This window comes from Bailinhaonella thermotolerans (genome assembly GCF_003594875.1).
Lineage (GTDB): Bacteria > Actinomycetota > Actinomycetes > Streptosporangiales > Streptosporangiaceae > Bailinhaonella > Bailinhaonella thermotolerans.
In genome coordinates this window covers 779,962-804,057 of sequence record NZ_QZEY01000001.1, presented here as the reverse complement: position 1 = coordinate 804,057, position 24,096 = coordinate 779,962, and the positions used below count along the sequence as shown (strand labels likewise).

The window sequence follows — 24,096 nt, the reverse complement described above, 5'->3', positions numbered from 1 at the left end:
ACCCTAGCACGTTTTGAAGTGTCTATTTCAAAATAGCTCCGGTCCCGCCGGGTACGGCGAGCCCGGGGCGCCCGCTCCGATCGCGGGCCCCCGGGCCGTCGCCGTCGCCCGGTCAGGCGGCGGGGGCGGGCCGCACCTCGGGCTGGGCCGGGTCGGGGGCCTGGCGGCGGAGACGGGGCAGGGCGAGGGTGATGAGCAGGCCGGCGATCATCGCGGCCGCGGTGAGCAGGACGACGAGGAACTCCCCGTCGGCCGTGGCGGCGCGCAGGGTCTGGCCGGTCTTGCCCTCGGTGCCGATGTCGGCGATGACGGTGAAGACGGCCAGGCCGATGGCGTTGCCGATGTTGAGCGCGGTGGAGGCGATGCCGTTGGCCACGCCCTGCTCGTGGGCGGGGGTGCCGGTGGCGGCGGCGATCCACATGGCGGTCCAGACGATGCCCTGGCCGACGCCGGAGACGATGAGGCCGGGGACCAGCAGGCCGTACCCGGCGTCGGCGTCGAAGCCGAAGGCCAGTACGGCCGTGCCGGCCACCCCGATCCCGAAGCCGATCAGCAGCGTGGCGCGGGTGCCGATCCGGGTGGCCAGCCGCTCGCCGCCCTGGGTGCCGGCGGCGATGGCCAGCGAGGGGATGAGGAAGGCCAGCCCGGTCTGCAGGGCGCTGTAGCCGTGGACGCCCTGCATCAGCACGGTGAGGAAGTACGGCAGGACGCCGAAGGTGGCCATGTAGATGAAGGTGACCAGCATGCCGACGGTCAGGCTGCGGTTGCGGAAGAGCCGGAACGGCATGAGCGGGTCGGCGCTGCGGGCCTCGACCAGCGCGAAGACCGCCAGCAGCGCGGCGGCCAGCGCGAAGGCGCCGATCACCAGCGGGCTGCCCCAGCCCAGCTCGGGTCCCTCGACCAGGGCGAAGACCAGCAGGGTCGACCCGCCGGTGACGCTCAGCGCCCCCGGCATGTCGAACCTGCGCCGCTCGCCCCTGGCGGGGTCGCGCGGGATGACGGCCAGGGCGGCCAGCGCGACGAGCCCGGCCAGGGGGACGTTGACGTAGAAGACGGCGGGCCAGCCGAAGTTCTCGGTGAGCAGGCCGCCGAGCAGCGCGCCGATGGTCAGGCCGCTGGCCCCGGCGCCGCCCCAGACGGCCAGCGCGCGATTGCGCTGCGGGCCCTCGGCGAACAGGCTGTTGAGCAGCGCCAGGGTGGAGGGCAGCAGCAGCGCGCCGCCGATGCCCTGGATCGCGCGGGCGACGATGATGACGACGGGGCCGGTGGCCAGCCCGCCCGCCAGCGAGGAGACGGCGTACAGCGTCAGGGCCAGCACGAAGACGCGGCGGCGGCCGAGCAGGTCGGCCGCCCGGCCGCCGAACAGCAGGAAGCCGCCGGCGAAGACGACGTACGCGCTCACCACGAGCTGCTGGGTCTGGCCGGGGAAGCCCAGGTCGGCGCCGATCTGCGGGAGCGCGACGAACACGATGTTCAGGTCGAGCGCGTAGATGAGCTGGGCCAGGGCGAGCAGTGCCAGGGTCCAGCCGAGGCGTGGCCTGACACCGCCGGGGGAGGGTGCGGTCAGCGTGGATTGTGCGGACATGGAACGCCCTTCGGGGGGAGCCGGGGCGGGCATGCGGAAGCCCGCCGCGTTCAGAACGACTGTACGTGTATTTACGTACGATCGAACTATGCCACACCGGGGGCGACTGTACGACTATCGCGGTACAGTTGGACCATGGCCTACCGTCATCCCGACCGCGACCAGATCCGGATCGAAGACGTGCTGTCCGCGCTGGGGAACGGCGTGCGGCTGTCGGTCGTGCGCCTGCTCGACGCCGGCGGCGAGTACAACTGCACCAGCGTGCTGAACACCCTGGGGATCACCGCGAAGTCCACCATGACCCACCACTGGCGGGTGCTGCGGGACAGCGGCGTCATCTGGCAGCGGCCCTCGGGCCGGGAGAACCTGCTCGTCCTGCGGCGGGAGGACCTGGACGCCCGCTACCCCGGCCTGCTCGACGCCATCCTGGCCGGCGCCCGCGCCGACGACCTGCTCGAACACCGCGTCGGCGCCACCCCGTCCGCCTGAGCCGGCCCGGCCGTGCGACCGCCACCCGGCGCCGGGGCCGGCCGCCGCCGGCCCTCCGGCCGTACGCGTGAGCGGGCGAGGACGCCGTCGTCTTCGGCGCCCTCGCCCGCTCGGGCCGTTCCAGGGGGTCGGTTCCAGGAGGTCAGGCGTGCTTGCGGGCGTACCTCTCGAAGAGGAAGAAGTAGAGCTTGACGTACTGCCCGACGAGGATGCCGTTGATGATGGTGCCCTCGCGGATGAAGTGCGGGGCGCCGAGGAAGATCAGGCCGATCGCGGCCGAGGTGATCAGGAGGCTGCAGTCGAAGGCCGTCTTGATGTTGCCCCACTTGCGGCCCGTGCGCTTGAAGATCGTGTTGACGAACATGTCGATCGGCATGAGCACGAGGTTGGCGCGGATCATCAGGAACAGCCCGAACGCCAGGGTCGCGTCCGCGAACACCAGCAGCAGGAACTTGGCGGCGTAGGCGTCGAGCACGATCCACTCGGTCAGCAGCAGGTTCAGATCGAGGAACGCGGCCAGGGCGAAGGCCGGGATCAACGACAGGAAGTTCCTGAGCTTGAAGTCCTTCGGCATCAGGAGATAGGTCAGCAGGAGCATGATGAGCTCGAGGATGAAGTTGAACGTCCCCTGGCTGACCCCGGGGATCACCAGCGTCATCGTGCGGGTCAGGCTGCTCTGCGGGGAGATGCCGATGCCCGCCCTGATGGCCAGGCTCACGCCCAGCGTCAGCACGTAGATGCCCACGCCGTAGGTGATCCAGCGGCGCACCAGGCTCCCGTTGTCGACGACGCCGGCGTCCTTCTCGTTCTGTAGCACAGTTGTCTCCTCGGCTACTTGTCGTTGCGAATGGCCCCCGCTGAATGAAGCAGCCCGAGCCGCGCCGGTGTCTCGGCCGGCGGGTCGGCTCGGGCACGCCTTGGCTGGACCGGGTCAGACCATGAACCCGAAGCGGTCCAGCGAGATGAACAGGGTCAGGAGCTTGTTGACGACCGGCTCGCCCTCGTTGCGGTTGCCCAGCTCCTCCAGGGCGGCGTCGATCGAGCGGGTCGCGTCCACCAGCTCGGCCAGGCTCATGTCGGCCATCACGCCGTAGATGTCCAGCGGCAGCGAGGCCTTGACCTGCCCGCCCTCGGTCACGACGCAGCCGCCGACGAGGGTGTCGAGCCGCTTGAGGTTGTCGCACATCTCGGCGCTGTCGGTGCCGACGGAGACGAAGTACGCGAAGGGCGCGGGCCAGAACGTCGAGACGGCGCCGCGGTCGATCGACACGCCCTTGAACAGCCCGTTGACGATGTGGCGCTCGCCGTTCGCGTACCGCTGCACGACCGAGATCCGGTTCAGCCGCACGCCGTCCACCTCGGGCACGACCGCCCCGTCCTCGTACGGGACCCAGACCTCCTGGGAGAACTTCAGGTGGCCCCGGCCGTACACGTCGAAGAGGAGGACCTTGGCCCGCGAGCCGTCGGCCGAGACCTCGATCGGGGTGAGGTCGAGCTGCTCGGGGACCAGGCCGTCCAGGCCCGGCCGGGGCTCCTTGACCATCCCGGAGTAGTCCAGGTCGACCGTCTTGAGGAGCTTGCGGTCCCTGGCGACCAGCTCGCCGCCCTTGAAGACGTACAGCGGGTTGATCTTCGACAGGCTGTCGGTCAGCACGATGTCGGCGTAGCGGCCCGGGGCGAGCGAGCCGAACTCGTTGTCCATCCGGAAGGACCGCGCGGAGTACAGCGTCCCCATCTTGATCGCCTGGATCGGGTTGATCCCCATCTCGACGGCCAGCGAGATGACCCAGTCGATGTGGCCCTTGGTCAGGACCCGGTTCACCGAGATGTTGTCCGCGCAGAGCGAGAAGTTCTCGGCGGGCCAGCGGCGCTTGACGATGGCGCGCAGCATGGTCCTGATCACCTCGGGGCTGCCCACCCCGAACTTGATCTGCGTCTGGAAGCCGTACCGGACGCTCTTCTCGATGTCCTCCTCGTTCCAGACGTCGTGGTTGTTGTGGGCGCCGATGGCCGGCATGTAGTTCAGCAGCATGTCCGGCAGGGCCGTCACGCCCCAGTGGCTGTTGACGAATCCGCCGTTCGCGCGCCCCAGGGCCGACTTGCGGAAGTCGTCCTCGTTGCCGGTCATGTACGACAGGTGCGCCAGCTCGCCCAGCCCGATCACCGGGTCCATCTTCAGCATCGCGTCGGTGACCTCGACCGACGTCTTCTTACCCGGCGCGAAGGCGTAGATCCGGTAGGGGAGCTTGTCGTGGTCCTTGAACAGCGCCCGAGCGGCCTCGACCGCCTCGTCGCCGGCCGCGCTCGCGAAGTCCAGGGTCTCGGCGAAGATGGTCGTCGTGCCGCTGGGCACGATCGCCTCGCCGAACGCCGCCGGGTGGGCGAGTTGGGCGTCGAAGTGGAGATGCGAGTCGATCAATCCCGGAATCGCGTAAAGGCCCTGGCCGTCGAACACCTCCCGCACCCGCACCACGGACTCGTCGGGGTTCAACGCGATGATCCGTTCCCGGTAGACGAGAATCGAGCCCTGGAAGACGGTCTCACTGTGGACGTCCAGAATGTTGAGGTTGCGCAGGAGCAGGTCCGCCTCCCTCTCGCCCTGCAGGATGTCGAAGATCGCCCGGACGTGGTCGTAATGGGCGTCCACCCCGTCCGTGTTCGCCGGCGCCGCGACCCCGCTCACCTTTTCCTTCTGGAGCATGATTTCCTCGCCTCTTTTTCGCGGTCATTGGTTCTGCTCGGCGGAACGAGCCGCAAAGGACACGGCCGCGGGCGCCGACGGTCAGCCGGAGGGCTGCCCGGAAGGGCCGTCGCGCCGCGCCGCTCGTACGCGCTGGGGCTATGAAATTGCACGCCACCGTTGCTGACAAGCGCCGGTTTTCGCACGGACTGTACTCTTTTTGCGTACACGGTCCAGCCAGGGAGGCCCCATGCTCCACTCGCGCCTGCTGCAGTACATCGACGAGGTGGCGCGCTACGGGTCCATCCGCGCGGCCGGGGCGCGGCTCCACGTGGCTCCGTCGGCCATCAACAGGCAGATCCTGCTGCTGGAGGAGGAACTCGGGCAGGCGTTGTTCGAGCGTCTGCCGCGCGGGATGCGGCCCACGCCGGCCGGGGAGGTGCTCCTGGCCCACGTGCGCCGGACCATGCAGGAGTACCGCGAGGCCGTGGCCGAGATACGCGACCTGCAGTCGCTGCCGAGCGGCGAGGTGGTGATCGCCACGATGACCGGCCTGGCCAGCAGCATCGTCTCCGCCTCGACGGTGAGCTTCCACGCCCGCCACCCCGGCGTCCGGATCTCGATCCGGGTGATGTCCACCCACGACATCCTGCGCGCGGTGGCGAACAGCGAGGCGGACCTCGGGCTGGGATTCAACGTGCCTTCCTCGCCGCAACTCGAGATCTGCTGGCAAATGGACACCCAGCTCGGCGCGGTGATTTCACCGGCGCACGAGCTGGCCCGCATGGAATCCATTCCGCTGGCGCATTTCGCGTCCTATCCGCTCATTTTCGCGGACCGGTCGATGGTGATACACGGCATCATCGCCGACACCTTCTCCGAGGCCGGGATAAAGGTCGAGCCGGCTTTCCACACGAATTCGATCGAGACGATGAAGCGGCTGGCCGCGGCGGGCGAGGCCATCGCGTTCCTCAGCAGGTTCGACATCGCCGAGGAGCACCAGAACGGCACCCTCGCCTTCCGCCCGGTCCGCGACCGCGCCCTGAACAACAACATCCTCTCCCTCGTCCGCCGCGAACGGCACGGCCACGGCCTCGCCGGCCTGCTGTTCACCGAGGAGCTCGTGAGCACCCTGGAGTCCGTCGTCGCCCACCCGATCGTCTGAGCCGGCCGTACGGCGGGGCGCCCGCGATCACCTGGGCGGATCGGGGCCGCGTCAGTGGGCGGTGACGCTGCGCGGCCCCGGCTGAGGGGGGATGCTGGAGGTGTTCGGCGCTGGTCCGTTCTGTGAGGAGGCGGGGGATCGATGCTGGATGCGCGTGAGGCCGGCGAACTGGCGGCGTTGCTGGACGCGCTGGCGAGAGACTGCCGCGACGGGGTGCTGGGAGATGCCGCGGCGCGGACGGCGCGGGTGCTGCGCGCCCGGGCGGCGGCGGACCGGCGGCCGGACGGGGCGATGGAGCGGCGCGACGCCGGTGACCTGCGGGACGGCCGGGCCGAGGACCGGGACCGGGCGGCCCGGGACCGGGACGCGCGAGCGGAGCGGCGCGACGCGCGCGCCGGGGAAAGCGAGGCCGAGGCGGGGCGGGCCGAGGACGCGGCCGTGAGGGGGCGGCGGCGGGTGCGCCAGGTGCTGCGGGAGGCCGACGCGCGGGCCCGGGACATGGCCGAGCGCGCCGCCCTGCCGTGGCCGGGCCCGGAGCGCGCCGCGTGGGAGCAGGCGGAGATCGAGCGCGAGATGACCGCGGCCCATCGTGAGCTGGAGGCCGAGGAGCGGCGGGTGATCGGCCGGGCGCTGGACGAGGCGGCCGAGGCCGGGACGCGGGCGCGGCGGGAGCGGGCCGCCGCCGAACTGGACCGGCAGGCCGCCGCCGGCGACCGCCGTACGGCCGCCGAGGACCGCGGGGGCGCGGCCGCGGACCGCCGGGCGGCCCAGGCCGATCGGGACCAGAACGTGATCGACAGCGAGGCCGCCGGCCCGCCCTCGGTGGGGGGGCGGAGGTCTGACCAGGATCCGGAAGCGCCGGACGCCGCGCTCGCGTGGCCGCTCGCCGGGCTGAACCTGGCCCCCGCCCGGGTGGCCGACTCCGGCGCGGCGGCGGGGGAGCCGGAAACGGGTCAGGGCCCGCACCCGTGAAGGTGCGAGCCCTGGAACGCGGCCGAGTCGTCAGGCGGCGACGATGTTCTCCGCCTGCGGGCCCTTCTGGCCCTGGGTGATGTCGAACGCCACCCGCTGGCCGTCGCGCAGCTCACGGTAGCCGCCCTGCGAGACGATGTTCGAGTAGTGGGCGAAGACGTCGGGGCCGCCGCCGTCCTGCTCGATGAAGCCGAAGCCCTTTTCCGCGTTGAACCACTTCACGGTGCCGGCTGCCATGCCGATCTCCTCATGCTAGGTGTAGGCGAAATCCGCACTGCGCGGATCCCGCGTTGTCGCGTCAGGCCCACACCCGGCAGAGGCCGGAAACAAAAATGCACCCAACGCCACATAGCGTCAGGTGCACACAAGTCATTATGGGTACCACAACTGCAACTGAGATAACTCTAGCACGCCCCCACCCCGAAGGCAAGCGCCCCCAGATGAGCGTGATGAGGCCGGGGCGGGAGGGGGCGGCCTGGCGGATCGGGTGATCCGTTGCTAGTCTCCAACCAAGCGTTCGCTTGGTTATCGGAGACGCCATGAGATCCGTGTACGACACGCCCAGCGACAGGACACTCGACGCCATCGCCGCGTTCAACCGGGCGAAGCGGGTCAACATGATCCTCACCAACGCCTACATCAGCGCGGAGGGCGCCAAGCTCGGCCGGCTCCTGGACCGGCTGTGCGGGGGCGCCGGGGACCGCCACACCTTCTTCGCCAACTCCGCGCTGGAGGCGCTCGCGGGGGCCGTGAAGCTGGCCCGGCACACCTCCGTGCGGAAGCGGCGGGGGGACGGCGGCTGGGTGCTGTTCGTGGACGAGACCTCGTCGTACCCGCCCTTCTTCGACCCGCTGGGGGCGGGCCCCGAGCGCGCCCTCGCGCCGCGGATCCACTTCGCCGCCTCGCTCGCGGACGGCCTGGCCCGGATCGGGGAGCGGTCGTGGTCCGGCGTGGTCCTGGTGCGGACGCGGGAGACCGAGACCCGGCGGGAGGAATGCGCCCGCCTGTTCGAGCTCGCGCGGGCGCAGGGCGCGATGACGCTGTCGTGCGAGGCGGAGCTCGACCTGTCCGACCCCGGCTTCTTCGCCCCCGAGCTCGGCGCCGACGTGCACGTCTTCGGGGAGTCCCTGGCCGGGCGGCAGGTCCCCTTCGGCTGCTTCACCATGTCGGGCGAGGCCTACGCGGTGTGGAACAACCCCAGGGACAGCGTCGCCCACACCTCGACCTTCGGCGGCAACTCCCTGTGCCTGACCCTGGCGCTGGACTCCGTGCGCGCGCACGGCTTCGTCACCGGCCGGGACGAGGAGTACTTCGCCAGGGTCGACGCGGACATGCGGACGAGGATCGACGGCTTCGCGGCCCACGTGAACACCTTCGCGGCCACCGGCATGGAGATGTCGGGCTTCGCGCTGGACATCGTCGAGGCGTCCGGGGCGCGGCTGCGCCTGGCCGACGGGCGCGAGATCCTCGACTGCGCCGGCGGCGGAGGCGTCACCCTGCGCGGGCACAACCCGCCCGACCTGGCCGACGGCGTCCTCGCCCGGCACGACCCCGGCCACGACTACTTCGCCGACCTGGAGCGCGCCCTCGCCGAGCTGACCAGGTTCCCCCGCGCCTTCCCCGCCGTCAGCGGGGCCACCTGCGTGGACGTGGCCGTCACGCTCGCCCTGCTGGCCAACGCCGGCCGTACCAGGATCGTCACCTTCACCGGGAACTTCTCCGGCAAGACGCTCGGCTCGATGAACCTCAGCAAGTACGGCCAGCAGTACACCGAGTCCGATCGCGAGGCGTTCCGGCCGTATTACTTCGACGTGGTGTACGTGGACCCGTTCGCGCCCGGCGCGGCCAGGGAGCTGGAGGCCCTCCTGCGCGGCGGGGACGTGGCGCTGGTCTGGTTCGAGGTGATCCAGGGGATGGACTGCCGGCCGCTGCCCGCGCCGGTGGTGCGGCTGGTCGACGACCTGCGGGCGGAGTGCGGCTACCTCATCGGCGTGGACGAGGTGATGACCGGCGGGTGGCGCACCGGCGACTCGTTCCTCGCCCACGAGAAGGTGGTGGCCAACTCCGACATCGCGGTGCTGGCCAAGCCGCTGAGCGACGCGACCCTGCCCGTGGGGGCGGTGATGGTCACCGGCGACGTCGAGACGCGGGCGCGGGCGGCCGCCCCCGACCTGGTCGAACGGCTGGCCCGGCACTACAGGAACAACCTGGCCGCCCACGTCGCGCTCCACGCGCTGCGGGACGTGTCCACCGAGGAACGGCACACGCGGCGCATCCGCGCCCAGCAGGAGCTGATCACGGGGCTGCGGGAGCTGGCGGCGTCGTCCCGGCTCTTCCAGGCGGCCGCGGGCAGCGGGGGGCACGTGCGGCTGGTGCTGGACAGAAGGTGGTTCCCGTACCACAAGCGCTCGCAGGTGGGGCAGCTCATGGAGGCGGCGATCTCCGCCCTGCTGCTGCGGGACTGCGGCGTGCTGGTCATGCAGTTGCGCTTCTTCCACCGGATCTTCGCCGACGAGGCGGAGGTCCGCGAGGTGGTCGCGCGGCTGAAGGCCGGGACCCGCCGGTACACCCCGCTCACCGTGTACCGGCACGCGATCGCCCAGGTCGTCTCCTTCGCCCTGGCCAAGACCGTGCGCGACCTGCGGGCCAGGAGGGGGCGGGCGCGATGAGGATCCTGGTGACCGGGGCCTCCGGATACGTCGGCTCGCACGCGGTGGCGGCGCTGCGCGCGGCGGGCCACGACCTGCGGCTGCTGGTGAGGGAGCCGCGCCGGGCGGCGGGCGCGCTGGCCGCGCTCGGCGTGGGCGAGGGGGACTTCGAGGTCGCGCGGGGCGACATGTGCGACCCGGGATCCGTGGAGCGCGCGCTGGACGGCTGTGACGCGGTGCTGCACGCCGCGGCCGACCTGTCGTACGGCGGTGACGGGCGGGCGAACGTCGAGGGGACCGCCAACGTGGTCGGGCGGGCGCTGGCCCTGGGCGCCGATCCGGTGGTGCACGTGTCGTCGGTGGCGGTGTTCGTGCCATCGGCCGACCCGGTCATCACGACGGGGAGCGCGCTGGCCCGGCCGCGCAGCGGATACGCGCGCTCGAAGGTGGAGGCCGAGCGGTACGTGCGCGGGCTCCAGGACGAGGGGCGGCCGGTCACCATCGTCTACCCGGGCGGGGTCACCGGGCCGCACCAGCCCCGGCTCGACGCGATGATGAACGGCCTGGCCCGCGCCCTGAACGAGGTGTGGGCGGTGCCGCGGGCGGGCGTCGGCGTGATCGACGTCAGGGACCTGGCCATCGCCCTGGAGCGGTGTTTCGTCCCCGGGCTCGGGCCGCGCCGCCTCCTGCTGGGCGGCCACTACCTCGACTGGGACCGGCTCGGCGACCTGTGCGACGAGCTCACGGGGGTCAGGTGCCGCCGGGTCACGGTGCCGCACTGGGCCTTCCGCCTGCTCGGCGCGGCGTTCGACGCCGCGCGGCGCCTGCGGCCGATCGACTACCCGCTCTCGCGCGACGTGGCCGACGTCATGCTGGCCATGGCTCCCACGGACGACGAGCCGGCCCTCACCGCGCTGGACATGCGGCTGCGGCCCGTCGCCGAGACGGTGGAGGACTCGCTGCGCTGGCTCGCCGAGCACGGCCACCTGAACGCCAGAGCCGCGGGGCGGCTCGCCTCACACGGACGGAGCGCCGAATGGGCTACTGGGACCTGATCCGCCCCCTGTCGCTGCGCATGTCGAGGTCGGCGCTGTTCCAGCGGCTCGCCCCCCGCGTGCTGCCGCCGCTGGACCGCGCCGCCTACCGGCTGTCGGGCGGCCGGATCCTGCTGGGCCAGAAGCTGATGCCCAGCCTCATGCTCTTCACCGTCGGGCACCGCACCGGCCTGCCCCGGCGCACGCCGCTCACGTGCGTGCCCGAGCCGGACGGGTCCTTCGTCGTCACGGCCAGCAACTTCGGCAGGCCGCGTCACCCGGCCTGGTCGGAGAACCTGCTCCACAGTCCGGAGGTGACCGTCGGCTACGGGGGCCGGACGATCCCGGTGACCGCGCGCCTGCTGGGCCCGGACGAGCAGGACGAGGTGCTGCCCCGGGTCTACGCCGTCTGGCCGGTGTACCGGGACTACATCGAGAGGTCGGGCCGCCAGGTGCGCGTGTTCCGCCTGCTTCCGCGAAGGAGCGACCATGCGAAGCCTCGCCATCGCCACGCGAACCTGTGACCGCCTGCTGCCCGGCCTGCACGCGGCGCTGTCCGCCGTACCGCTCCTGGACCTGGAGAAGCGCGGCAACCCCGGCGTCGAGCTGTTCCGCGCCCACGGCGGCCCGGGTCTGCTGATCCCCGCGGAGTACGGCGGGGCGGGCGCCTCGGCCCTGGACGCCGTCCGGGTGGTCGCCGCGATCGCCTCGCGCGCGCCGTCGCTCGCGGTCGGCACGGCCATGCACCACTTCTCGGTCGCGACGCTCTTCATGGTCGTGGAGGCGCAGGGCCCGGAGGCGCTGGAGACGGTGCTGCTGCGCGAGATCGCGGGCAAGGGCCTGCTGGTGTCCTCGGCGGGGGCCGAGGGGCGCAGCCGGCAGAGCATCGTGGCGCCGGCCATGACCGCGCGGCCGGCCGAGGGCGGGTACGTGGTCGACGGCAGCAAGAAGCCGTGCAGCCTGGCCCGCTCGATGGACCTGCTGACCGCGACCGTCGCGCTGCCGGACGGGGCGCTGGGGCTGATGTTCGCCCCCGCCGACCTGCCGGGCATCAGCGTGCACCCGTTCTGGGCGAGCGACATCCTGGCCGGGGCGGAGAGCGAGGAGGTCCGCTTCACCGGCGTGCGGGTGCCGGAGGAGTTCATCGTGCGGCCGGACCTGAGCGACCCCAGCGGGGTGGACGCCATGCAGGCGGCGGGGTTCATCTGGTTCGAGTGCGTCATCTCGGCGGTCTACCTCGGCATCGCCTCGGCCCTGGTGGAGCGGGCCGTCGGGGCGGAGCGGGGGAGCGTGGCCGAGCGGGCGGCCCTCGGGGTGCGGCTGGAGAGCGCGGGCTGCCTCGTGGAGGGCCTGGCCCGGATGATCGACCAGCGGGACCTGGACAACGACGCGCTGGCCCGGTCCGTGATCACCCGCCTGGCCGTGCAGGACGCCGTGGGCGAGTCCGCGCGGCGCGCCGTCGAGCTGCTGGGCGGCATGGCCTTCGTGACCTCGCCCGAGATCGGCTACCTGCTGGCCGCCAGCCAGTTGCTGGCCTTCCACCCGCCCGCGCGCACGGCGATCGCGCCGAACCTGGCCGACTACTTCGCGGGCCGTCCGTTCCGCTTCGCGTGAGGAGTGCAGATGACGCGGCAGATCACCCCCAGACGAGAGGGCGAACCGGAGGTCGACCTCACGGTCGGGCACGTCGAGCACCGGGCGATCCGCGCCGACCTGCGGCGGCTGACCGAGGCCCTGGCCGGGGCCGGGGAGGTGCCGCGGGAGAGGGCGCGGGCGATCCGGGTGTACCTGGACCGGCTGATCTTCGCGATCGTGCGCCATCACCGCATCGAGGACGAGGCCCTGTGGCCGCTGCTGGCCGCGTCCGCGCCCGGGGAACTGGAACTGGACTCGCTGTCGGAGGACCACGTGAGGCTCGACGCGCTGCTGGAGCGGGTGGGGGAGTCGGCGGCCCGGTTCGCCCAGGAGCCTGCGGCCGAGCGGGCGGCCCTGCACGGGCTGGTGCGCGAGCTGCGCGACCTGCTGGAGGAGCACCTGGCGGAGGAGGAGGCGACCGTCTTCCCGGCGGTCGCCCGGTACGTGTCCCTGGCCGACTACGAGGTCTTCGAGCGGGCGGCGCGCAAGCGGTTCTCGGTGGGCGACCTGACGTTCATGGGTCCCTGGCTCGCGGGGTACGCCTCACGTGCCGAGCGGGACCGGGCGCTGGCGCCGAGCTGGCCGTACCGGGTGATCCTGGCGCTGGGGCGGCCGAGCTACCGGAGGCTGGAGCGCCGGACCTTCGGCACGTGAGGGCGTCCCTGGGTCAGAGGCCGGCCGCCTCGCGGGCGGTCTCCCGCGCCCAGGGGTAGTCGGCCTTGCCCGCCGGGGTGCGCACCATCCGCTCGACGAAGACGTAGAGGCGGGGCACCTTGTACCCGGCGAGCCTGGTGCGGCAGTAGGCGTCCAGGTCGGACTCGGCGGGCGTCTCGCGGTCGTGGAAGGGCTCGACCACGGCGGCGACGCGGCTGCCCATGCGCTCGTCGGGGATCCCGGTGACCACGGCGTCGAGCACGCCGGGGTGGCCCTTGAGGACGGCCTCCACCTCCTCGGGGAAGACCTTCTCGCCGCCGGTGTTGATGCACTCCGAGCCTCGGCCCAGCAGCGCGATGCGGCCGTCGGCGTCCACGGTGGCCAGGTCGCCGGTGAGCATCCAGCGCACGCCGTCGACCTCGCGGTACTTGGCGGCGGTCTTGACGGGGTCGTTGTAGTAGCCCAGGGAGATCCGGCCGGACTTGGCGACCTGGCCCATCACGCCGGAGCCGGGGGCGACCGGGCGGAAGTCGTCGTCGAGCACGGTCAGGTTGGGGTCGTTCGGGGTGAACCGCAGGCCCGATTCGGGGGTCGAGCCGTCCACCCCCGCCGCCGTGTTGCCGGTCTCGGAGGAGCCGTAGTTGTCCAGCAGCAGCATGTTGGGGTGGACCTCCAGGAGCCGCCGCCGTGCCGTTCCGGACAGGATGGAGGCCGAGGAGCTGATGACGAAGAGCGAGGACAGGTCGTAGTCGCCGCCGGCGATCTCCTCGGCGAGGGGCCGGGCCATGGCGTCGCCGGTGATGACCATGGTGTTGACCTTCTCCCGCTCGATCATGCGCAGGATGCGGGCCGGGTCGAACTTGCGGACGTACACCGTGGTCTGGCCGCGCCACCAACTGATGAAGGTGGCCATCTGGGCCGCGCCGTGCATGAGCGGCGGGGTGGCCATCATGACGCCGGGCTCGATCTGCCTGGCCTGTTCCACCAGCTCCTCAGGGGTCTTGGGCGGGGGAGCGTAGGGGTGCCAGAAGGCGTGGAAGAGGTCGTCCAGGCGCCACATCGCGCCCTTGGGCATGCCGGTGGTGCCGCCGGTGTAGATGATGTAGAGGTCGTCGCCCGAGCGCGGGGGGAAGTCGCGCCGGGGTGACTGGGCGGCGACGGCGTCCTCGTAGCGGACGGCGCCGGGTACGGCCGACGCCCCGCCGACGGAGACGAGGTGGCGCAGGTCGGTGGCCTGGGGCGCCACGGCCTTGACGCGGGCGTCGAACTCCACGTCGTAGAGCAGGGCCACCAGGTCGGCGTCCCGGTACAGGTAGAGCAGCTCGTCCTCGACGTACCGGTAGTTGACGTTGATGGGGACGGCCCGGATCTTCAGCGCCGCCAGGATGCCCGCGACGTATTCCAGCCCGTTGAAGAGCTGGATGCCGACGTGCTGGCCGGGCCGGACGCCGGCCGCCTGGAGGTGGTGGGCGAGCCGGTTGCTGTGGGCGTCCAGCTCGGCGTAGGTGAGGTGGTGGTCCTCGGTCACGAGGGCCATCCGATCACCGAGGGCGTCTGCGATCCCCTCGAACAGGTCGGCGTGGTTGAACTGCACGAGAACCTCCCGTACGGGTCCTGGTTCCTGCGAGCGCGAGCTCGGACGCGCTCAGCGTACAAACAAGCGCTTGGTTTTTCTATGGGTCCCCTGGCGGGCGTGTGATCGCGGCGGTATGTTGAGTCAACCAAGCGCTCGTTTGATTGTCTGCCTTCTGGGGGATCGGTGATCAACGCGTTCTCGGGCGTGGGGGCGCCCCGGCCGGCCTGGCGATCGGTGCCGGGCATGCTGCGCGAGCGGGCGGCCCGGCGGCCCGGCGCGGTGGTGATCGAGTCGGACGGCGACCGGCTGACCCTCGCACGGCTGAGGGAGCGCGCGCTGCGCACCGCCCGCGCCCTGATCGCGCTCGGGGTACGGCCCGGCGACCGGGTGGCCATCTGGGCGCCCAACAGCGCGGAGTGGGCCGTGACCGCCTTCGGCGCCTGGGACGCGGGCGCGGTCGTGGCGCCGGTGAACGCGCGCTCCAAGGGCGCGGAGGCGGCCGACCTGCTGGCCCGGACCGGCGCGAGCGTGCTGTTCACCACCCGGGACCTGGACGAGCTGCTGGAGCCGCGGCCCCCGGGGCTGCGCCACGTCGTCATCCTGGACGGCGACCGGCCGGGCGCGCTCGGCCCCGGGCGGCTCGCCGAGCTGGCCGAGGACGTGGACGAGCGGCTGGCCGAGGAGCGCGCCGCCGCCGTCGGCCCCGGCGACCTGTGCGAGGTCATGCCCACCTCCGGGACGACCGGCGCGCCCCGCGGGGTCATGCTGGAGCACGGGCAGCTCCTGCGCGCCTACTGGGACTGGTCGGGCGTCGTCACGCTGCGCGAGGGCGACCGATACCCGGTGACCGCCCCCTTCTCCCACGGCTTCGGGCTCAACGCCGGCCTGCTCGCCGGCGTCATGCGCGCGGCCACCACGATCCCGGTGGCCGCCTTCGACCCCGGCACGCTCCACGAGCTCATCGCCCGGCGGGGCGTCACCGTCCTGGCCGGGCCCCCGGCGCTCTTCCACGCCCTGCTGGAGGAGGCCGAGTCCTCCGGCGCCCCCTCGACGTTGCGTGTCGCGGTCTGCGGCGCCTCGTCGGTGCCCGCCCCGCTCGTCCACCGCCTGCTGGACCGGCTCGGTGCCGAGCGCGTGATCAACGCGTACGGGCTCATGGAGGGGACGGTCGTGTCCATGACCCGCGCGGACGACCCCGTCGAGGTCGTCGCCGGCTCGGCCGGGCGGGCCATGCCCGGCGTGGAGGTCCGGCTGTCGGGCGACGGTGAGATCCTGGTCCGCGGCTACGGCGTCATGCGGGGGTACTGGGGCGAGCCCGGCCTGACCGCCGAGGCCGTCGACGAGGCGGGCTGGCTGCGCACGGGCGACGCGGGCGCGCTCGACGAACGGGGGAACCTGACCGTCCTGGACCGCAAGGACGACCTGTTCATCGTCGGCGGGTTCAACGTCTCCCCGGCCGAGGTCGAGAGCCTGCTGCTGCGGCACGAGGACGTCGCCCAGGCCGCGGTGATCGGCGTGCCGGACCCGGTGGCGGGCGAGGCCGGGTGGGCGTTCGTCGTGCCCCGGGTCCCCGGCCGGCTGGACCCGGAGGAGCTGCTGGCCTGGGCGCGCCGGACCATGACCGACTACAAGGTCCCCCGCCGCGTCCTGGTCCTGGACGAGCTGCCGACGAACGCCAACGGGAAAGTGGACAAGCGGTCGCTCCGGAGCGTGGAGTACCGCATCTGCCGGGTCTGGGCCGACCTGCTCGGCACCGAGGACGTCGACGCGCGGCAGGACTTCTTCCGCCTCGGCGGACACTCGCTGCTGGCCGCCGAGGCGGCGATCAAGATCGGTGACGAGCTGGGCGTGGACCTGCCGCTGCGCACGCTGGTGGAGGAGCCGACCGTCGCCGGGCTGGCGCGCAGAGTGCGCGAGTCCGCCCCCGGCCGTACGGCCGCCGTCGTCGCCCAGGACGGCGACGGGCCGGCCCCGCTGAGCGGCACCCAGGTCATGCTGTGGCTCACCCAGCTCGCCCGGCAGCCGCCCCTCGGAGACCACCCCGGCTTCTTCCTCGCCGGGCAGTACGAGATCGAGGGCCGGCTAGACGTGGACGCGCTCCGCCGGGCGGCCCGGCACCTGCTCGTGCGGCACGAGCCCCTGCGCTCCCGGGTCGACCTGCGGCTGGAGGGCGGCGGGTACCAGTACGTCCAGGAGCCGTACGGCGACCCGCTGCACCACTACGACCTGCGCGGCAGGGCCGGCGAGCTGCGCGCGGCCGTCGCGCGGTTCGACGAGGTCAGGCTGGAGCCGCAGTCGGGCCGGCTGCTGGCGGCCGGGCTGTTCACCCTCGCGGACGACCACCACATCCTGATCGTCAAGGCCCACCACATCGCGACCGACGACCGCTCGCTCGGCGTGCTGGAACGGGAGCTGGGCGTCCTGTACGCCGACTTCGCCGCCGGCCGCCCGCCGAGCCTGCCGCCCCCCGGCACCCGGTACGGCGACTTCGCCCGCTGGCAGGAGCGGACCTTCTTCGCGCCCGACGCGACCTGGCGGGACGACCCGCACTACGGCAGGTGCCTGGAGTACTGGAGCCGGCGCACGGAGGGCCTCGCGCCCATGCTGCTGCCCGCCGACGGCGCCGGGGTGCCGGGGGAGAAACGCACCGCCCGCGTCACGGCCGGGCTGCCCGTGCGCGTCGAGGCCCTGGCCAGGGCCGCGGGCTGCACGCCGTACACCGTCCTGCTGGCCTGCTACCAGGCGCTGCTGGCCGCCGAGCTGGACAGGCGGGACATCGCCGTCGTCTCCCCGCTCGCGGGCCGGGACCTGCCGGAGATCCAGCGGACCGTGGGGCTGTTCACCGAGATCACCCTCATGCGGACCGGCATCGACCTGGACCGCCCGTTCCGCGAGGTGCTCGGCGCCGTGGCCGCCACGGTGCGGGAGGCCCTGCTCCACCAGGGGGTGCCCACGATCGCCCTGACGATGACCCTGCCGGGGCTCAACGCCCACTACACCGACTCGCACTACATCGGCTTCGAATACCTGGAGCGGACCTCGGAGCCCTACCTGGGCGGCCTGCGGGTCACCCGCCGCGACCAGATGGACGAGGAGTTCCTCGGAGCCCAGTTCATGTCCCAGATCGAGGTGATGCTGGTGGTCAGGGACGACGCCGACGGCTACCGCGCGGCCCTGTTCTACGACCCCGACCTGTTCGGGGCCGGGCGGATGGCCGGCCTCCTGGACCGGTACCGCGGCCTGGTCGAGCGCGTGGTCGCCGACCCGGGCACGGTCCTGGCCGGCCTGGCCGGCCAGGCCGGCCAGGACCGTGCCCGGGTCGGCTGAGGGAGGCAGCGTGGACGCCGCCCCCGAGACCCGCCGCGCCCTCGGCGAGCTGGTAGGCGAGCTCGGCTCGCTCCAGGAGGGCCTGGACCGCCTGCCCGGCGCCCCCCTCGACGAGGCGTCCCGGATCGACGGCTGCCGGTGGCTGCTGACGCTCTTCCAGGTCGCCGTGGACATCCACCTGCGCGCCGACCCGCGCGCCCCCAGGTTCCGCACGCTCCTGGGCCCCGAGCGCAAGTGGGGCGGCGACAGCCCCGACGCCGAGTTCCTGCACACCCCGCTGGACCCGGCCTGCCGCTACCTGGTCACCGGCCGCCGCGCCGACGCCGCCTACCTGTCCCTGACGGTGTACGGCGGGCCGGGGGAGGGCCGGTTCTCCACGCGGATCATCGGCTCGGCCGGTCACCGGGAGCTGGCGGAGGAGTTCACGATCATGCTGTCGGCCGGCCCGCCGCCGGACTCCTTCGAGGGGGCGTGGCTGCGGCTGGAGCCCGACGCCGAGTGCGCGATCACCCGCTCCTACGTCGGCGCGCCCGGCCGGGACGAGCACGCCTCCTGGCGGATCCGGGCCCTGGACCCGCCGCCGCCGCGCGAGGCCGGGGACGACCAGAGCGCGGCGGCGCTGCGGGCCGCCCGGACCTGGCTGCGGGAGCAGGCGTCCCTGCTCTTCCACCTGAGCGACGACAACCGCGTCGATCCGCCCTTCCCCGTCCCCCGCGAGACGCTGGGCTGGGCCGCGGGCGACGCGGCGTACGCCGCCGGGTCCTACTGCCTGGCCGAGGACGAGGCCCTGGTCATCCGCGGGCCCCGGGTGGAGTGCGAGTTCTGGAACATGACGCTCTGGAACCCCTTCATGCACTCCTTCGGCGGGGAGCGGGCCGGCCTCAACTCGGCCCGGCTGGTCACCGGGCCCGACGGCTCCTGGGAGATCGTCGTGGCCCACCGCGACCCCGGCCACCCGAACTGGGTCTCCACGGCCGGGCGGCCGCGCGGCCGGATGTGGTTCCGCTGGTTCCTGCCGGAGGGCACGCCGCCCGCGCCGGCGGTCACCGTGGTCAGGGCCGCGGGGTGAAGGAGGGCCGAGTGCCAGACCTCTATCCCTTCCCGTCCGGGCCGCACGGCATGCCCTCGCCGCTGTACCGCCACCGGCACGCGTACGCCCCGCTGGACCCGGTGCCGCTCGCCGGGGACGGCACGGCGGTCCTGGCGGTGCGGTACGACGACGTGCGCGAGGTGCTGGCCGGGCCCGCGTTCAGCCGCCGCGTCCTGGACCCGGACGCCCCGCGCGTGACCGAGGGCGAGGAACTGTCGCGGCTGGACCCGGACGCGCCCGACCTGCTCATCAACATGGACCCGCCGCGCCACACGCGGCTGCGGCGGGTGCTGGCCGGGGCGTTGAGCCCGCGCAGGATCGCCTCCTGGCGGCCGGTGGTCGAGCGCATCGCCGACGGGTTGCTGGACCGGCTCACCGCTCCGGCGGACCTGGTGGCCGGGTACGCGATGCCGCTGCCGATCGCCGTCATCAGCGAGGTCCTGGGGGTGTCGATCGACGACCGGGAGGACTTCGTCGCCTGGTCCGAGCTGGCCCTGTCCGCCGCCGACCTGGACGAGGAGGAGCGGATCGACAAGGCCCTGCGCTTCTTCGGATACCTGGAGCGGCTGATCGCCGAGCGGCGGGCCACACCGGGGGAGGGGTTCGTCGACACGCTCGTCGGCGGCGGGGAGCTGACCGAGTCCGAGGCGCTGCGCACGGTCGGCCTCCTGGTCGTGGGCGGCTACGAGACCACCTCGACCGTGCTGGCCCGGGGCCTGTACACCCTGCTCGTACGGCCTGAGCGGTACCGGGCCCTGCGCGGCGGCGACGTCCCAGCCGTCGTCGAGGAGATCCTGCGCTGCCACCCGGCCTCCGACGCGGCCCTGCTGCGGCTGGCCACCGAGGACGTCACGCTGCCCTCCGGGCCCGTGCGCGCCGGGCAGTACGTGCTGCCGGTGACCGCCGCCGCCAACCAGGACCAGAGCGTCTTCCCCGACCCCGAGACCTTCGACCCGGACCGCCCCGGCCCGCCCGCCCACCTCAGCTTCGGGCACGGGCCGCACTACTGCCCCGGCGCCGGCCTGGCCCGCCTGGAGCTGACCGTCGCGCTGGAACGGCTGGCCGCGCGCTTCCCCGGCCTGCGCCTGGCCGTTCCGGCGGACGAGATCGGCTGGCTGGACACCGCCCTGGTCAGGCGCCCCACGCGGCTCCCCGTCGACTGGGACGCCGTCCCCGCCCGCGACTGAAGGAGGCACCATGCCCAACCGCCGCTATCCCATGCAGCCCTACCCCACGAGCTGGTACCGCGTCGCCGACGCCGCCGAGGTGACCGAGGGCGCGATCCACCGCGTGCACTACTTCGGCCGCGACATGATCCTGTGGCGCGACAAGGAGGGCACGGCGCACGCCGCCGACGCCTACTGCCCGCACATGGGGGCCAACCTCGGCGTGGGCGGGCGGATCGAGGACGACACGGTCGTCTGCCCGTTCCACACCTGGCGCTTCACCGCCGACGGCGCCTGCGTCCACATCCCGTACTCCGACAAGATCCCCTCGCAGGCGCGGCTGCGCACCTTCCCCGTCCAGGAGGTCAACGGCGTCGTCGCCGTCTTCTACGACGAGCGCGGGGAACGTCCCGCGTGGACGGTGCCCGAGCTGGACAGCATGGGGCCGGGCCAGGACTGGATCGGGCCGAGGGTGCGCGGGTGGAAGGTCCGCACCCACGTCCAGGAGATCTTCGACAACGCGGCCGACTCGGCCCACCAGAAGACCCTGCACGCCGCCCTGGAGTACGTCACGGCCAGCGCGGAGTTCGACGGCCCCTACTACCGCGGGGAGTTCCACGGCACCTACGACGCCGGCGAGGGACTGCCCGAGGCCCAGGCCTACGCGCGCAACCGCAGCCTGCAGGCCGGCCTGGGGTTCAGCCTGATGCGCAGCACCATCGACTACGCGGGCTACCAGGTGGAGCGGTCGGTCATGCTCTCGGTCACCCCGATCGACGAGGAGCACGTCCACTACCTGTCCTACCAGTACACCCTGGACGCCGGCGACGAGCTCACCCCCGCCGTCCACGAGATGATCTCCGACCAGTGGGAGAAGGCGCTGCTGGAGGACATCCCCATCTTCGAGAACAAGGTCTTCCGCAGCCTGCCCAGCCGCGCCCGGTACAACGGCGGAGAGGCCCCGGCGTTCCTGTGCGAGGGGGAGGGCGACATCGCCCGGCTGCGCAACTGGGCCCGGCAGTTCTACACCGAGGAACAGTGCGCGGTATGACGGCGATCAGAATCGACGACCTGGCCGCGCCGCGCTTCACCTCCGACGTGGCGCGGATGCGGGCCGACCTGGCCCCGATGGCCGAGGCGATCACGCTGGAGCCCGCCGCGCTGCTCCGGGCGGCGGTGGAGCAGAGCGGGCTCGACCGGTTCGGGGACGAGTGGTTCCTGGAGCCGCTGGAGGTGTTGTGCGCGTCGCTGCGCACCGAGGCGCGGCTCGGCCCCATGGGCGTGGTGACCCTCTGGGCGCAGCTCGTCCAGGCGCTGACCAACCGGCTGCGCGTGGAGGAGGAGATCCGGCGGCATCCGGAGATCCTGCGGGTGCCGGTGGAGCGCCCGATCGTCATCGCGGGGCTGCCCCGGACGGGCACGACGCACCTGCACAACCTCATGTCGGCCGACCCCGCGCTGCGGCACCTGCCGTACTGGGAGAGCATCGAGCCGGTGCCGCCGGACCACGAGCGGGGCGCCGACCCCGACCCGCGGATCGCGCGCGCGGCGGCGGTGCTGGCGGCCGCGGAGGGGCCGCTGCCCCACCTGCGGCTCATGCACGAGATGTGGCCCGAGCACGCGCACGAGGACATCCAGTTGCTCGCGCTGAGCTGCGCCTCGTTCTACTTCGAGTCGTTCGCGCCGCTGCCCTCCTACCGCCGCTGGCTCAGGACCGCCGACCAGACGCCGGCCTACGCCCACATGCGCAGGACGCTGCAGGTGCTGCGGTGGCTGCGCGGCGGCCGCCGGTGGGTCCTGAAGGCCCCCGGGCACCTGGAGCAGCTCCGCCCGCTCATGGCCGTCTTCCCCGACGCCTTCGTGGTGGTCACGCACCGGGACCCGGCCGAGATCGCCGCCTCGCTGTGCACGATGATGACCTACTCGGCCCGGCTGGCGCAGGAGTCGGTGGACGCCCGCGAGGCGGGGCACTACTGGGCCGGCCGCATGGCCGACCTGCTGAACGGATGCCTGGCCGACCGCGACGCGCTGCCCGCCGGGCAGTCGGTGGACGTGCGCTTCGAGGACTTCATGGCCGACGAGATGGGCACGGTGCGCGACATCTACGCGCGCGCCGGGCAGCCCTTCACGCCCGGGACCGAGGCCGCCCTGGCGGCGTTCCGGCGGGAGCACCCGCGCGGGAAACACGGCCGGGTGGTCTACGACCTGCGCGACTTCGGCCTCGACGAGGCGGAGATCTCGCGGAGCCTGTCGGCGTACCGGCGGCGGTTCCGCGTCTGACCCCCGGAGAACCCCATGACCACGTCCGAACCGCCCGCCTTCCCCTTCGACCAGCCCGACCTCCTGGCCGCCCCGCCGCTCCTGCGGCGGCTGCACGAGCGCGGGCCGATCACGCGGGTGCGCACGCCCACCGGAGACGAGGCCTGGCTGGTCACCGGCTATGAGGAGGTACGGCGGCTGCTGGCCGACGACCGGCTGGGCCTGTCCCACCCCGACCCGGACAGGGCGCCGCGGATGAGCGAGTCGGTCTTCTTCGGCCCCACCGGGAACCACGACACCGACCAGGCCGACCGGGCCCGGATGCGCGCGGTGCTCATGCCGTACTTCTCGGCCCGGCGCATGCGGGTGCTGCGGGTCCGGGTGGAGGCCATCGCCAGGGAACTGCTGGAGGACGTCGCGGCGAGCCGGCCGCCGGTGGACCTGCACGAGGCCCTGGCGGTGCCGCTGCCGCTGTCGGTCATCTGCGAGCTGCTGGGCGTGCCGTACGAGCACCGGCCCGAGTTCCGGCGCTGGGCGCACGGCATCGGCGACGCGCGCGACGGCGCGGCCTCGCAGGCCGCGCTCGCCGAGCTGTACGCCTACATCCTGGACCTGGTCCGCGCCAAGCGCGCCGACCCCGGTGACGACGTGCTGTCCGGTCTGATCACGGCCGAGGACGGCACGCTCGGCGACGACTTCATCGCCATGCTGGGGACGATGCTGCTGTTCGCCGGGCACGACACCACCGTGTCCGCGCTGGACTACACCATGCTGCTCATGCTCACCCACCCCGAGCAGCGGCGGGCCGTGGCCGAGGACCCGGGCCTGATCCCGCACGCGGTGGAGGAGATCCTGCGCGCCTCCAACACCGGGGCCGGTGGGGTGCTGCGGTACGCCCGGCAGGACCTGGAGCTCGGCGGCGTGAGGGTGCGCGCGGGCGAGCTCCTGCTGCTCAACAACGGCGCGGCCAACCACGACGAGTCGGTCTTCCCCGACTCCGACACCTTCGACATCGGGCGGCGGCCCGCCAGCCCCCACGTCACCTTCGGGTACGGCCCGCACTACTGCCTGGGCGCGGTGCTCGCGCGCATCGAGTTGCAGGCCGCGCTGGCGGAGCTGGTCCGGTGCCTGCCGGGCGCGCGCCTGGCGGTGCCCGTGGAACGGCTGCGCGTCCGCTCCGACCAGTTGACCGGCGGCCTGGCCGAGCTGCCCGTCACCTGGTGAGCGCGCCGTCCGGTCGCGGCCGTACGGCGGCGCGGCCGTACGGCGGTGGCGGCGTGGCCGTACGGCGGTGGCGGCGGGGCGGGGCCGTCAGGTGGCGAGCGACTCGGCCTCGGCCTTGAGCCGCTCCAGCGTCGCGGCGATGTTGCGCGCGTTGCGGGCGCGCCGGTCGTGGACGCCGGTGAGCGGCGGGGCCAGGACGTGCTTGACGAGGAAGCCGCGCAGGTCCCAGGTCCGCTCGGTGACGGCGCAGCCGGTGGGCGTGGGCTCGAAGACGTACTCCCACCAGGCGATGCGGCCCAGGACCTCCCAGGCGAACATCCGGCCGGGCCGCGCGACCCGGACCTGGCTCACCGAGACCCAGCGGAAGGGGCCGTTGCGGTTGACGCCGAGGAACCTGGCCCCCTCGGCCGGGCCGGTCGCCCCGCCCAGCCAGCGGCAGCGCACGCACTCGGTGGCCCAGGTCGGCAGCCTGGGCACGTCGCTGACCAGGTCGTACACGAGCTCGGCGGGGGCGTGGACCTCGACGGTCAGCGACGCGTCGGGTTCGCGGGTCGGTGCTGGCACGGCACCCTCCAGATGGTGGACGGACGGC

Annotated in this window: 20 protein-coding genes; 14 read left to right on the top strand and 6 right to left on the bottom strand. The window is 73.0% G+C overall.

Going from position 1 to position 24,096, the window contains the following annotated elements; genetic code table 11:
• Positions 1-112 precede the first annotated feature (112 nt).
• Positions 113-1,585 (bottom strand): MFS transporter, encoded by a 1,473-nt coding sequence (locus D5H75_RS03975; protein ID WP_202637786.1) that lies wholly within the window; start codon positions 1,583-1,585, stop codon positions 113-115.
• 135 nt (positions 1,586-1,720) lie between these two features.
• On the opposite strand from D5H75_RS03975, the gene D5H75_RS03970 reads away from it, so the two are divergent.
• Positions 1,721-2,074: an ArsR/SmtB family transcription factor gene (locus D5H75_RS03970; protein ID WP_119924906.1), complete on the top strand. Its 354-nt coding sequence runs from the start codon at positions 1,721-1,723 to the stop codon at positions 2,072-2,074.
• A 142-nt stretch (positions 2,075-2,216) separates the two neighbouring features.
• On the opposite strand, the gene D5H75_RS03965 is transcribed toward D5H75_RS03970, so the two are convergent.
• Positions 2,217-2,891 (bottom strand): YczE/YyaS/YitT family protein, encoded by a 675-nt coding sequence (locus D5H75_RS03965; RefSeq protein ID WP_119924905.1) that lies wholly within the window; start codon positions 2,889-2,891, stop codon positions 2,217-2,219.
• A 114-nt stretch (positions 2,892-3,005) separates the two neighbouring features.
• Positions 3,006-4,775: an adenine deaminase C-terminal domain-containing protein gene (locus tag D5H75_RS03960; protein ID WP_119924904.1), complete on the bottom strand. Its 1,770-nt coding sequence runs from the start codon at positions 4,773-4,775 to the stop codon at positions 3,006-3,008.
• Positions 4,776-5,004: 229 nt separating this feature from the next.
• Here D5H75_RS03960 and D5H75_RS03955 point away from each other — a divergent pair, with 229 nt between their 5' ends.
• The gene (locus D5H75_RS03955; protein ID WP_119924903.1) at positions 5,005-5,919 is read left to right on the top strand and encodes a LysR family transcriptional regulator; all 915 of its coding nucleotides are present in this window, start codon (positions 5,005-5,007) and stop codon (positions 5,917-5,919) included.
• Between the two features lie 141 nt (positions 5,920-6,060).
• Positions 6,061-6,891, top strand: a complete 831-nt coding sequence (locus D5H75_RS03950; RefSeq protein WP_119924902.1) for a hypothetical protein — start codon at positions 6,061-6,063, stop codon at positions 6,889-6,891.
• A gap of 30 nt (positions 6,892-6,921) precedes the next feature.
• Here the strand turns inward: D5H75_RS03950 and D5H75_RS03945 are convergent, their stop codons facing one another.
• Positions 6,922-7,128, bottom strand: coding sequence for a cold-shock protein (locus D5H75_RS03945; RefSeq protein ID WP_068929239.1), 207 nt, complete (start codon positions 7,126-7,128; stop codon positions 6,922-6,924).
• Between the two features lie 302 nt (positions 7,129-7,430).
• On the opposite strand from D5H75_RS03945, the gene D5H75_RS03940 reads away from it, so the two are divergent.
• From D5H75_RS03940 to D5H75_RS03920, 5 genes are read left to right on the top strand one after another with little or no spacing between them, the layout of a single operon-like run.
• Entirely contained in the window at positions 7,431-9,560 is a 2,130-nt protein-coding gene (locus tag D5H75_RS03940) for an aminotransferase class III-fold pyridoxal phosphate-dependent enzyme (RefSeq protein ID WP_119924901.1), read from the top strand.
• A complete protein-coding gene (locus D5H75_RS03935) occupies positions 9,557-10,594 on the top strand; it encodes an NAD-dependent epimerase/dehydratase family protein (protein WP_119924900.1) in 1,038 nt (345 codons plus the stop codon). Before D5H75_RS03940 ends, D5H75_RS03935 begins: the two co-directional genes overlap by 4 nt.
• A complete protein-coding gene (locus D5H75_RS03930) occupies positions 10,576-11,097 on the top strand; it encodes a nitroreductase family deazaflavin-dependent oxidoreductase (protein ID WP_119924899.1) in 522 nt (173 codons plus the stop codon). Before D5H75_RS03935 ends, D5H75_RS03930 begins: the two co-directional genes overlap by 19 nt.
• Positions 11,063-12,187, top strand: a complete 1,125-nt coding sequence (locus D5H75_RS03925; RefSeq protein ID WP_119924898.1) for an acyl-CoA dehydrogenase family protein — start codon at positions 11,063-11,065, stop codon at positions 12,185-12,187. The genes D5H75_RS03930 and D5H75_RS03925 overlap by 35 nt, the downstream gene beginning before the upstream one ends.
• A 9-nt stretch (positions 12,188-12,196) precedes the next feature.
• Positions 12,197-12,862 (top strand): hemerythrin domain-containing protein, encoded by a 666-nt coding sequence (locus D5H75_RS03920; RefSeq protein ID WP_119924897.1) that lies wholly within the window; start codon positions 12,197-12,199, stop codon positions 12,860-12,862.
• A gap of 13 nt (positions 12,863-12,875) precedes the next feature.
• On the opposite strand, the gene D5H75_RS03915 is transcribed toward D5H75_RS03920, so the two are convergent.
• Positions 12,876-14,456: an acyl-CoA synthetase gene (locus tag D5H75_RS03915; protein ID WP_119924896.1), complete on the bottom strand. Its 1,581-nt coding sequence runs from the start codon at positions 14,454-14,456 to the stop codon at positions 12,876-12,878.
• 165 nt (positions 14,457-14,621) lie between these two features.
• On the opposite strand from D5H75_RS03915, the gene D5H75_RS03910 reads away from it, so the two are divergent.
• From D5H75_RS03910 to D5H75_RS03885, 6 genes are read left to right on the top strand one after another with little or no spacing between them, the layout of a single operon-like run.
• Positions 14,622-17,765 carry an AMP-binding protein gene (locus D5H75_RS03910; RefSeq protein ID WP_119924895.1) on the top strand — a complete coding sequence of 1,048 codons (3,144 nt, stop codon included), beginning with the start codon at positions 14,622-14,624 and terminating at the stop codon, positions 17,763-17,765.
• 10 nt (positions 17,766-17,775) lie between these two features.
• The gene (locus tag D5H75_RS03905) at positions 17,776-18,834 is read left to right on the top strand and encodes a DUF1214 domain-containing protein (RefSeq protein ID WP_119924894.1); all 1,059 of its coding nucleotides are present in this window, start codon (positions 17,776-17,778) and stop codon (positions 18,832-18,834) included.
• An 11-nt stretch (positions 18,835-18,845) separates the two neighbouring features.
• Entirely contained in the window at positions 18,846-20,042 is a 1,197-nt protein-coding gene (locus D5H75_RS03900; RefSeq protein WP_119924893.1) for a cytochrome P450, read from the top strand.
• A 10-nt stretch (positions 20,043-20,052) separates the two neighbouring features.
• Positions 20,053-21,072 carry a Rieske 2Fe-2S domain-containing protein gene (locus tag D5H75_RS03895; RefSeq protein WP_119924892.1) on the top strand — a complete coding sequence of 340 codons (1,020 nt, stop codon included), beginning with the start codon at positions 20,053-20,055 and terminating at the stop codon, positions 21,070-21,072.
• Positions 21,069-22,301, top strand: coding sequence for a sulfotransferase family protein (locus D5H75_RS03890; protein WP_119924891.1), 1,233 nt, complete (start codon positions 21,069-21,071; stop codon positions 22,299-22,301). The genes D5H75_RS03895 and D5H75_RS03890 overlap by 4 nt, the downstream gene beginning before the upstream one ends.
• 15 nt (positions 22,302-22,316) lie before the next feature.
• Positions 22,317-23,504, top strand: a complete 1,188-nt coding sequence (locus D5H75_RS03885; RefSeq protein WP_119924890.1) for a cytochrome P450 — start codon at positions 22,317-22,319, stop codon at positions 23,502-23,504.
• Positions 23,505-23,591: 87 nt separating this feature from the next.
• Here the strand turns inward: D5H75_RS03885 and D5H75_RS03880 are convergent, their stop codons facing one another.
• A complete protein-coding gene (locus D5H75_RS03880) occupies positions 23,592-24,068 on the bottom strand; it encodes an SRPBCC family protein (RefSeq protein WP_119924889.1) in 477 nt (158 codons plus the stop codon).
• Positions 24,069-24,096: the final 28 nt, after the last annotated feature.

What these genes read in the sequence shown, in the direction of transcription:
- D5H75_RS03975 (WP_202637786.1), bottom strand. Translation starts at nt 1,585, where the DNA reads ATGTCCGCACAATCCACGCTGACCGCACCCTCCCCCGGCGGTGTCAGG.
- D5H75_RS03970 (WP_119924906.1), top strand. Translation starts at nt 1,721, where the DNA reads ATGGCCTACCGTCATCCCGACCGCGACCAGATCCGGATCGAAGACGTG.
- D5H75_RS03960 (WP_119924904.1), bottom strand. Translation starts at nt 4,775, where the DNA reads ATGCTCCAGAAGGAAAAGGTGAGCGGGGTCGCGGCGCCGGCGAACACG.
- D5H75_RS03955 (WP_119924903.1), top strand. Translation starts at nt 5,005, where the DNA reads ATGCTCCACTCGCGCCTGCTGCAGTACATCGACGAGGTGGCGCGCTAC.
- D5H75_RS03950 (WP_119924902.1), top strand. Translation starts at nt 6,061, where the DNA reads ATGCTGGATGCGCGTGAGGCCGGCGAACTGGCGGCGTTGCTGGACGCG.
- D5H75_RS03945 (WP_068929239.1), bottom strand. Translation starts at nt 7,128, where the DNA reads ATGGCAGCCGGCACCGTGAAGTGGTTCAACGCGGAAAAGGGCTTCGGC.
- D5H75_RS03940 (WP_119924901.1), top strand. Translation starts at nt 7,431, where the DNA reads ATGAGATCCGTGTACGACACGCCCAGCGACAGGACACTCGACGCCATC.
- D5H75_RS03935 (WP_119924900.1), top strand. Translation starts at nt 9,557, where the DNA reads ATGAGGATCCTGGTGACCGGGGCCTCCGGATACGTCGGCTCGCACGCG.
- D5H75_RS03930 (WP_119924899.1), top strand. Translation starts at nt 10,576, where the DNA reads ATGGGCTACTGGGACCTGATCCGCCCCCTGTCGCTGCGCATGTCGAGG.
- D5H75_RS03925 (WP_119924898.1), top strand. Translation starts at nt 11,063, where the DNA reads ATGCGAAGCCTCGCCATCGCCACGCGAACCTGTGACCGCCTGCTGCCC.
- D5H75_RS03920 (WP_119924897.1), top strand. Translation starts at nt 12,197, where the DNA reads ATGACGCGGCAGATCACCCCCAGACGAGAGGGCGAACCGGAGGTCGAC.
- D5H75_RS03895 (WP_119924892.1), top strand. Translation starts at nt 20,053, where the DNA reads ATGCCCAACCGCCGCTATCCCATGCAGCCCTACCCCACGAGCTGGTAC.
- D5H75_RS03890 (WP_119924891.1), top strand. Translation starts at nt 21,069, where the DNA reads ATGACGGCGATCAGAATCGACGACCTGGCCGCGCCGCGCTTCACCTCC.
- D5H75_RS03885 (WP_119924890.1), top strand. Translation starts at nt 22,317, where the DNA reads ATGACCACGTCCGAACCGCCCGCCTTCCCCTTCGACCAGCCCGACCTC.